Raw genomic sequence first — 1,457 nt, forward strand, 5'->3', positions numbered from 1 at the left:
GCGCGAGCGCCTCGCGGCGGTGGGCGGCGAGGCCACCGTCGAGTCGGCCCCTGGCGAGGGCACCGTGGTGGCGCTGCGGGTGCCGCTGGTCGCCGCCGGGGCCGGCCGGGGCGCGGATCCCGAGGAGACCGAGAGCGAGGAGACCGCATGAACGTGTGCGTGATGCTGGTGGACGACCACCCCGTGGTGCGGGCGGGGGTGCGGGCCGTTGTCGAAGCGCACCCGGACCTGACCGTGGTGGCCGAGGCCGCCGACGGGGCGGAGGCGATCGGCGTCCTGGAGGCGGGCGAGCCCGCGGTGGACGTCGTGCTCATGGACCTGCAGATGGGCGCGGGCATGGACGGCGTGACCGCCACCCGCGCGGTGCGGGAGCGGTGGCCGGGGGTGCAGGTGCTCATCCTGACGACCTTCGACACGGAGGCGGACATCCTCGCGGCCGTGAACGCGGGCGCCGCCGGCTACCTGCTCAAGGATGCCCCGAGCGAGGAGATCGCCTCGGCGGTGCGGCAGGCGGCGGCGGGGCACAAGGCGCTGGCCCCGCAGGTCGCGGCCACGCTGATGGGGCGCATGTCCGGCGGCTCCGAGGTGCTGTCCGAGCGGGAGATCGAGCTGCTCGAGCTGATCGCGCGGGGCGCCACGAACAAGGTGGCCGCGAAGGAGCTGTTCATTTCCGAGGCCACCGTGAAGACGCACCTGGTGCACATCTTCCAGAAGCTCGGCGTGGACAACCGCACCCGCGCCGTCGACGAGGCCCGGCGACGGCGCATCATCCGCTGACCGACAGGCCGGGGCGGCCGACCCCCGCGGACCCGGTCCTGCTCAGCGGCGCCGCACGTACCGGGTGATCACCGCCGCGGCGACGGCGGCCAGCGCCAGCACGCCGAGCGCGGCGGGCAGGCTGAGGTCGCCGCGCTGGACGCCCAGCCCCCGCAGCGTCCAGAAGACGATCAGGGCGCACGTGAACATCACGCCGACGAACGTCCAGGCCGTTCGCAGCCCGGGTCCCAGCCCCGCACCGGGCCGGTGGCGGGGGTCACGGGGATCACGGTCGTCGCCGGGCTGACCGTGGTGGAGGGGAGGCATCGTCATGCGCTCCACCGTAGGGGCCACGGGCCGGACCGGGCCAGGGCCACCGCGTAGGCTTGAGGCTCGTGAAGACCCTTGTGCTCGGCAACGGCGGCCGCGAACACGCGCTGCTCACCGCCCTCTCCCGTGATCCGCAGGTCAGCGCCCTCCACGCGGCGCCCGGCAACGCCGGCATGGCCGACCTGGCCACCCTCCACGCCGTCGAGGCCACCGACCCGGCCGCCGTCGTGGAGCTCGCGCGCGAGCTGGGGGCCGACCTCGTCGTCGTCGGTCCCGAGGCCCCGCTGGCCGCCGGCGTCTCCGACGCCCTGCGCGAGGCCGGGTTCGCCGTGTTCGGCCCCTCGCAGGCGGCCGCGCAGCTCGAGGCGTCC

Annotated in this window: 2 protein-coding genes and 2 pseudogenes; 3 read left to right on the forward strand and 1 reads right to left on the reverse strand. The window is 75.6% G+C overall.

Annotation, left to right across the window (positions count from 1 at the left end):
* A pseudogene (locus D8M29_RS13680) lies at positions 1 to 151 on the forward strand (sensor histidine kinase); the annotation flags it as partial.
* A complete protein-coding gene (locus D8M29_RS11995) occupies positions 148 to 777 on the forward strand; it encodes a response regulator transcription factor (RefSeq protein WP_069941145.1) in 630 nt (209 codons plus the stop codon). The pseudogene D8M29_RS13680 and the gene D8M29_RS11995, both read left to right, overlap by 4 nt.
* Positions 778 to 819: 42 nt before the next feature.
* Here the strand turns inward: D8M29_RS11995 and D8M29_RS12000 are convergent, their stop codons facing one another.
* Positions 820 to 1,089, reverse strand: coding sequence for a hypothetical protein (locus D8M29_RS12000; protein ID WP_069941146.1), 270 nt, complete (start codon positions 1,087 to 1,089; stop codon positions 820 to 822).
* Positions 1,090 to 1,151: 62 nt separating this feature from the next.
* On the opposite strand from D8M29_RS12000, the pseudogene D8M29_RS12005 reads away from it, so the two are divergent.
* A pseudogene (locus tag D8M29_RS12005) lies at positions 1,152 to 1,457 on the forward strand (phosphoribosylamine--glycine ligase); the annotation flags it as partial.

Source organism: Micrococcus sp. HSID17227 (assembly GCF_003989405.1).
In the GTDB taxonomy this organism is placed as follows: Bacteria; Actinomycetota; Actinomycetes; order Actinomycetales; family Micrococcaceae; genus Micrococcus; species Micrococcus luteus.